Source organism: Streptomyces sp. IBSBF 3136 (genome assembly GCF_036815105.1).
Lineage (GTDB): Bacteria > Actinomycetota > Actinomycetes > Streptomycetales > Streptomycetaceae > Streptomyces.
This window is the reverse complement of the sequence record NZ_JAJSZC010000326.1, coordinates 1-6,638: the sequence shown is the minus strand read 5'-3', so window position 1 is coordinate 6,638 and position 6,638 is coordinate 1. Positions and strand designations below refer to the sequence as shown.

Genomic DNA, 6,638 nt, shown 5'->3' with positions numbered 1-6,638 from the left:
GGGTCGGGCGGTCCCGGGTGGGGCGGTGACCGCGGGGGATGGCCGGAGCGCGCCATCCTAGGGCCGGAACGGGCCACCTGACCAGCGGTTTCCCAGACGTTCACGGCATTCGGGGGCGAACGCGCAGGACGGCGTCTACGGCATTGTCAGCGCCGTGGTGTGCAATGGATCTCGTGCCCGCACTGGAAGAACCACTGAATCAGCCACTGAAGTCAGTGCTCGGCCCCGCCACCGCGAAGGTGATGGCCGAGCACCTCGGCCTGCACACCGTGGGCGACCTCCTGCACCACTACCCGCGCCGGTACGAGGAGCGCGGCCAGCTCACCCACCTCGCCGACCTCCCGATGGACGAGCACGTCACGGTGGTCGCCCAGGTCGCCGACGCCCGCCTGCACTCCTTCGCGTCCGCCAAGGCGCCCCGGGGCAAGGGCCAGCGCCTGGAGGTCACGATCACCGACGGCAGCGGCCGGCTCCAACTGGTCTTCTTCGGCAACGGCGTGCACAAGCCGCACAAGGAGCTGCTGCCCGGGACCCGCGCGATGTTCGCCGGCAAGGTCTCCGTCTTCAACCGCCGTCTCCAACTCGCCCACCCGGCCTACGAACTGCTGCGGGGCGACGGCGAGGAGGCCGTGGAGACCTGGGCCGGGACGCTGATCCCGATCTACCCCGCCACCGCCAAACTCGAGTCCTGGAAGATCGGCAAGGCCGTGCAGACGGTACTGCCCAGCGCCCAGGAGGCCGTCGACCCGCTGCCCGCCTCCCTGCGCGAGGGCCGGGGCCTGGTCACCCTCCCCGAGGCCCTGCTCAAGATCCACCGCCCGCACACCAAGGCCGACATCGCCGACGCCCGCGCCCGCCTGAAGTGGGACGAGGCGTTCGTCCTCCAGGTCGCCCTGGCCCGCCGCCGCCACGCCGACACCCAGCTCCCGGCCGTACCCCGCACCGCGCGCCCCGACGGCATCCTCACGGCCTTCGACGACCGCCTGCCCTTCACCCTCACCGACGGCCAGAAGAAGGTCTCCGCAGAGATCTTCACCGACCTCGCCACCGACCACCCGATGCACCGGCTGTTGCAGGGGGAGGTGGGAAGCGGGAAGACGATGGTGGCCCTGCGCGCGATGCTCGCCGTGGTCGACGCCGGTGGTCAGGCGGCCATGCTCGCGCCCACCGAGGTGCTCGCCCAGCAGCACCACCGGTCGGTCACCGAGATGATGGGCGAACTCGCCGAGGGCGGCATGCTGGGCGGCGCCGAGCACGGCACCAAGGTGGTGCTGCTCACCGGGTCCATGGGGGTCGCCGCCCGCCGCCAGGCGCTGCTCGACCTCGTCACCGGGGAGGCCGGCATCGTGATCGGCACACACGCGCTGATCGAGGACAAGGTGCAGTTCCACGACCTCGGCCTCGTCGTCGTGGACGAACAGCACCGCTTCGGGGTCGAGCAGCGCGACGCCCTGCGCGGCAAGGGCAAGCAGCCGCCGCACCTGCTGGTCATGACCGCCACCCCCATTCCCCGCACGGTCGCGATGACCGTCTTCGGCGACCTGGAGACCTCGGTCCTCGACCAGCTCCCGGCCGGCCGCTCCCCGATCGCCACCCACGTGGTCCCCGCCGCCGACAAGCCGCACTTCCTGGCCCGCGCCTGGGAGCGGGTGCGCGAGGAGGTGGCGGGCGGCCACCAGGCGTACGTCGTCTGCCCCCGGATCGGCGACGACACCGACGAGGCGGACGACCCGAAGAAGGCGAAGAAGTCCCCCGAGGACGAAGCCGAGAAGCGCCCGCCGCTCGCCGTCCTCGACATCGCCGAACAGCTCGGCCGCGGCCCCCTCCAGGGACTGCGGGTGGAGGTCCTGCACGGCAGGATGCACCCCGACGACAAGGACGCGGTGATGCGCCGCTTCGCCGCGGGCGAGACCGACGTCCTGGTCGCCACCACGGTCATCGAGGTCGGCGTCAACGTCCCCAACGCCACGGCCATGGTCATCATGGACGCCGACCGTTTCGGCGTCTCCCAGCTCCACCAGCTGCGCGGCCGGGTGGGCCGCGGCTCGGCCCCCGGACTCTGCCTCCTGGTCAGCGAGATGCCCGAGGCGAGCGCGGCCCGCCAGCGGCTGAACGCCGTCGCCTCCACCCTCGACGGATTCGAGCTCTCCCGCATCGACCTCGAACAGCGCCGCGAGGGCGACGTCCTCGGCCAGGCCCAGTCCGGCGTCCGCTCCAGCCTGAGGGTCCTCGCGGTGATCGAGGACGAGGAGGTCATCGCGGAGGCCAGGGAGGAGGCTGCGGCGCTGGTGGCGGCCGATCCGGAGCTGGAGCGGCTGCCGGGTCTGCGGACGGCCCTGGACGCCCTGCTGGACGAGGAACGGGAGCAGTACCTGGACAAGGGCTGAGGCCCGGCGCCCCGGCAGTGACGCGGGGACCCGGGTGAGCGGCCACAATGAACGAAAAGCCGCCCACGAAGAAGGACCTGACATGACCCGCGTGATCGCCGGCAGGGCCGGCGGACGGCGCCTGTCCGTACCCCCGGGCACCGGAACCCGCCCCACCTCCGACCGCGCACGCGAGGGCCTCTTCTCCACCTGGCAGTCCCTCCTCGGCGGCCCCCTGGACGGCGAACGCGTCCTCGACCTCTACGCCGGCTCCGGAGCCGTGGGCCTGGAGGCCCTGTCCCGGGGCGCGAGCCACACGCTCCTGGTGGAGGCCGACGCCCGCGCGGCGAGGACCGTCCGGGAGAACGTGAAGAACCTGGGTCTGCCCGGCGCCGAGGTACGGGCGGGCAAAGCGGAACAAGTCATCCGTACCGCGCCCCCCGCCGAGCCGTACGACCTCGTCTTCCTCGACCCCCCGTACGCGGTCACAGATCACGATCTTCGCGAGATCCTGCTCACACTCCACTCGGAGGGCTGGCTCGCCGAGCAAGCGCTCGTCACCGTGGAGCGCAGCACCCGAGGCGGTGAATTCCGCTGGCCCGACGGCTTCGAGCCGATCCGGGCCCGCCGTTACGGCGAGGGAACGTTTTGGTACGGTCGCGCCGCCGCTACGTGCGAAGACGCACGATGACCGGACCGGAGAGCGAGGGATCACAAGTGCGCCGCGCCGTATGTCCCGGGTCGTTCGACCCGATCACCAACGGACACCTCGACATCATTGCCCGCGCCTCCCGTCTGTACGACGAGGTCTACGTCGCGGTGATGATCAACCAGTCCAAGAAGGGCCTGTTCGAGATCGAGGAGCGGATCGAGCTGATCCGCGAGGTCACCGCCGAGTACGGCAACGTCCGTGTCGAGGCGTTCCACGGCCTGCTCGTCGACTTCTGCAAGCAGCGCGAGATCCCCGCCATCGTCAAGGGCCTGCGCGCGGTCAGCGACTTCGACTACGAACTCCAGATGGCCCAGATGAACAACGGTCTCACCGGGGTCGAGACGCTGTTCGTGCCGACCAACCCGACCTACAGCTTCCTGTCCTCCTCGCTCGTCAAGGAGGTCGCGGCCTGGGGCGGAGACGTCTCCCACCTCGTGCCCGCGCCCGTCCTGGAGGCCCTCAACGGGCGTCTGCGCAAGGACTGAACGGGCTACAGTCGTCCCGTCCGTCTCCAACACAGCTGTAGAGAGTGGCGAGCACAGGTGGACGTCCAGAAGAAGCTCGACGAGATCGTCTCCACGGTTACCGGCGCCCGGTCCATGCCGATGTCGGCCTCGTGCGTGGTCAACCGCGCCCAGCTGCTCGCGTTGCTCGAAGAAGTGCGCCAGGCCCTGCCGGGTTCCCTCGCGCAGGCGCAGGAACTGATCGGCGACCGCGAGCAGATGGTCGAGCAGGCCCGCATGGAGGCCGACCGGATCATCGAGAGCGCGCACGCGGAGCGCGGCTCGCTGATCTCCGGCACCGAGATCGCGCGCCGCTCCCAGGCCGAGGCCGACCGGATCCTGGACGAGGCCCGTCAGGAGGCCGCGGAGGTCCGCGCCGACGCCGACGACTACGTCGACTCCAAGCTCGCCAACTTCGAGGTCGTGCTCACCAAGACCCTCGGCTCGGTCGGTCGCGGCCGCGAGAAGCTGCTCGGCACCGGCCCCGGTCTGGACGAGAACGGCTACGAGGACGAGGACGCCCCCGAGCGCAGCCAGGACCCGGAGACCCTGCGCCACAACGCCGACGCGTACGTCGACGCCAAACTGGGCGCCTTCGAGGCGGTCCTCGCCAAGACCCTGGAGGCCGTGGGCCGCGGCCGGCAGAAGCTGCACGGCCGGATCGCCACCGACGACCTGGGCGCCCTCGCCGACGACACCACGACCTTCCAGCACTCCAGCGACGCGGACTACCTCGCCGACCTCGCGGCCCTCTCGGACACCCCGGCCGAGCGCCCGGCGCAGGCACAGCAGCCGCGGCAGCCCGAGCCCGCGCAGCCGTCGTACGATCCGCAGCCCGCCTACTCCGCCACCTTCGACTACGGCCCGGCGGGAGGTGCCCCCGTCCAGCAGGAGCCCGACCCGTACGCGGGCTTCCCGCAGCAGCCGGACTACGCCCAGCAGGACCCGTACGGCTACCTGCAGGCCGACCCGTACGCGGCCGGCTACGCCCAGGCCGCCGACGGCTCCTTCCAGGGGTACGACCAGCAGCAGGCCGCCTACGACCCGCAGCAGGCGCAGCACCAGTCGGCGCACCAGCCCGCGCCGGGCTACGCCCTCGACGAGACCAGCCTGTTCGACACCGGCATGATCAGCGCGGAGCAGCTGCGCGCGTACGAACAGGGCCGGGGACTGTAGCCGCGAGGGCGGGCGGTCGGCGGGACGACCACCGGATTGGGACCTGAGCGAAAGGTCCAGTATCCTGGCTGTTCGGTCGCGCCTACGTCCGCGATCACCGCTGCCTGGACACCACGGGTGGCGGCCCTCCGAGTTCGAAGATCGAAAGCAGGAATGGCTTCCAACGCCCGCCTCGACCACCGCAACCCCCTCGTGTTCGACACGCACGAGCTGGGTCGGCGTCCTGGCGCGCTGCAGCGCCTGACCCGCACGATCGACGCTCCCGCCGATCTCGGCATCCAGGGGGTCATCGGAGTGCCGGAAGGCGCCCCGGTGGAGCTCGACCTCCGGCTCGAGTCGGTCATGGAAGGGGTGCTCGTCACAGGCACCGCCCGTGCACAGGCCGAGGGGGAGTGCGTAAGGTGTCTGGAGCCGGTCGGGCTGGAGCTCGAAGCGGACTTCCAGGAACTGTTCTCGTACCATGACGCCGACGACCGGGGCCGTGTGATCGCGGAACCGGGCGACGACGCCGAGGACGACGAGGACAGGTTCTTCCTCGAGGACGGATTGTTCGACCTCGAACCTCTGCTGCGCGATGCGGTGGTGCTCGCACTGCCGATGCAGCCGGTGTGCCAGGAAGGCTGTCCGGGCCTGTGCTCCGAGTGCGGAGCGCGGCTCGCGGACGACCCGGACCACCATCATGACGCCGTCGACATCCGTTGGGCGGCTTTGCAGGGACTCGCCGGTTCACTCGAAGACGGCGAGAAGGACGAGATGAGCGGCGCTGACGCGGAAGCGGGCGTCGACGAGAAGCAGGAGAAGTAGCCGTGGCTGTTCCGAAGCGGAAGATGTCGCGCAGCAACACGCGCCACCGCCGGTCGCAGTGGAAGGCTGCGGTCCCCACCCTGGTTGCGTGCGAGCGCTGCCACGAGCCCAAGCAGCAGCACATCGCGTGCCCGTCTTGCGGCACCTACAACAAGCGCCAGGTCCTCGAAGTCTGAGCGGGCTGGTGAGAGGCACTGTGTCCAGTCCCAAGAAGGCGGAAGACGCCAAGGCGGACGCACCCGCCAAGAAGAAAGTGGACAACCAGGCCTCGTCCCACACGCTTCTGGAAGGGCGGCTCGGCTATCACGTCGAGTCCGCCCTTCTGGTGCGTGCGCTGACCCACCGTTCCTACGCGTACGAGAACGGCGGCCTGCCGACGAACGAGCGGCTGGAGTTCCTCGGTGACTCCGTCCTCGGCCTCGTCGTCACGGACACGCTGTACCGCACCCACCCCGATCTCCCCGAGGGCCAGCTGGCCAAGCTCAGGGCCGCGGTGGTCAACTCGCGTGCGCTGGCGGAAGTGGGTCGCGGTCTCGACCTGGGCGCCTTCATCCGGCTCGGCCGGGGTGAAGAGGGCACGGGCGGCCGGGACAAGGCGTCCATCCTTGCCGACACCCTCGAAGCGGTGATCGGCGCGGTCTATCTCGATCAGGGCCTCGACGCGGCCTCCGAACTGGTGCACCGCCTGTTCGACCCGCTGATCGAGAAGTCCTCGAACCTCGGAGCCGGCCTGGACTGGAAGACCAGTCTCCAGGAGCTGACCGCGATCGAGGGGCTCGGCGTGCCCGAGTACCTGGTCACGGAGACCGGCCCCGACCACGAGAAGATCTTCACTGCTGCCGCCCGCGTCGGAGGCGTCTCGTACGGCACCGGCACCGGCCGCAGCAAGAAAGAGGCGGAGCAGCAGGCCGCCGAGTCCGCGTGGCGGTCCATCCGGGCCGCGGCGGACGAGCGGGCCAAGGCGGCCGAGGAGGCCGCCGAGGACGACACGTCGTCCGCGCCCGCCTGATCCGAGCACCACCCGAGGGGGGGGGGGGGGGGGGGGGGGGGGGGGGGGGGGGGGGGGGGGGGGGGGGG

The 6,638-nt window shown here is 70.8% G+C and carries 7 protein-coding genes; all 7 read left to right on the top strand.

The annotated features are described in order from the left end of the window. Positions 1 to 164: 164 nt before the first annotated feature. The 7 genes from recG to rnc all read left to right on the top strand — a co-directional run bounded on the left by recG (position 165) and on the right by rnc (position 6,570). Positions 165 to 2,387 (top strand): ATP-dependent DNA helicase RecG, encoded by a 2,223-nt coding sequence (recG, locus tag V7E45_RS37720; RefSeq protein WP_333778786.1) that lies wholly within the window; start codon positions 165 to 167, stop codon positions 2,385 to 2,387. An 82-nt stretch (positions 2,388 to 2,469) separates the two neighbouring features. Beyond that, positions 2,470 to 3,057 (top strand): 16S rRNA (guanine(966)-N(2))-methyltransferase RsmD, encoded by a 588-nt coding sequence (gene rsmD, locus V7E45_RS37715; protein ID WP_333778785.1) that lies wholly within the window; start codon positions 2,470 to 2,472, stop codon positions 3,055 to 3,057. Between the two features lie 26 nt (positions 3,058 to 3,083). Continuing rightward, the gene (coaD, locus tag V7E45_RS37710) at positions 3,084 to 3,563 is read left to right on the top strand and encodes a pantetheine-phosphate adenylyltransferase (RefSeq protein WP_333778784.1); all 480 of its coding nucleotides are present in this window, start codon (positions 3,084 to 3,086) and stop codon (positions 3,561 to 3,563) included. A 57-nt stretch (positions 3,564 to 3,620) separates the two neighbouring features. After that, positions 3,621 to 4,757 (top strand): ATP synthase F0 subunit B, encoded by a 1,137-nt coding sequence (locus V7E45_RS37705; RefSeq protein ID WP_333778783.1) that lies wholly within the window; start codon positions 3,621 to 3,623, stop codon positions 4,755 to 4,757. Positions 4,758 to 4,910: 153 nt separating this feature from the next. Continuing rightward, positions 4,911 to 5,561, top strand: coding sequence for a YceD family protein (locus tag V7E45_RS37700; RefSeq protein ID WP_333778782.1), 651 nt, complete (start codon positions 4,911 to 4,913; stop codon positions 5,559 to 5,561). Positions 5,562 to 5,563: 2 nt separating this feature from the next. Then, a complete protein-coding gene (rpmF, locus tag V7E45_RS37695) occupies positions 5,564 to 5,737 on the top strand; it encodes a 50S ribosomal protein L32 (RefSeq protein ID WP_003951102.1) in 174 nt (57 codons plus the stop codon). An 8-nt stretch (positions 5,738 to 5,745) separates the two neighbouring features. Continuing rightward, a complete protein-coding gene (gene rnc, locus V7E45_RS37690) occupies positions 5,746 to 6,570 on the top strand; it encodes a ribonuclease III (RefSeq protein ID WP_333778781.1) in 825 nt (274 codons plus the stop codon). Positions 6,571 to 6,638 lie beyond the last annotated feature (68 nt).

What these genes read in the sequence shown, in the direction of transcription:
- recG (WP_333778786.1), top strand. Translation starts at nt 165, where the DNA reads ATGGATCTCGTGCCCGCACTGGAAGAACCACTGAATCAGCCACTGAAG.
- rsmD (WP_333778785.1), top strand. Translation starts at nt 2,470, where the DNA reads ATGACCCGCGTGATCGCCGGCAGGGCCGGCGGACGGCGCCTGTCCGTA.
- V7E45_RS37700 (WP_333778782.1), top strand. Translation starts at nt 4,911, where the DNA reads ATGGCTTCCAACGCCCGCCTCGACCACCGCAACCCCCTCGTGTTCGAC.